The sequence below is a fragment of the Halalkalibacter flavus genome (assembly GCF_036663575.1).
Classification (GTDB): domain Bacteria; phylum Bacillota; class Bacilli; order Bacillales; family Bacillaceae_D; genus Halalkalibacter; species Halalkalibacter flavus.
The window spans coordinates 1-241 of the sequence record NZ_JAWRVK010000388.1 but is presented as its reverse complement, the minus strand read 5'-3'; the positions used below and the strand labels follow the sequence as shown (position 1 = coordinate 241).

General features: G+C 46.9%; 1 pseudogene. It reads right to left on the bottom strand.

Features of this window, described 5'->3' with window-relative positions:
* Positions 1-241: pseudogene (locus SAY88_RS25550) on the bottom strand (hypothetical protein); the annotation flags it as partial.

The following is a 241-nucleotide window of genomic DNA, read 5'->3' as shown; positions in this document are numbered from 1 at the left end:
CAGCCTTGGTAGCATCGATACCACCCTTACGACGAACGTCCAAACGTACTGATGAGTAGAACTTCAATGCACGTCCACCAGGTGTCGTTTCTGGGTTACCAAACATGATACCAATCTTTTCACGCAATTGGTTGATAAAGATTGCCGTCGTGCCAGTCTTCAAGATAGCACCTGACATCTTACGCAAAGCTTGTGACATCATACGGGCTTGCAAACCGACAGTTGAGTCACCAATTTCACC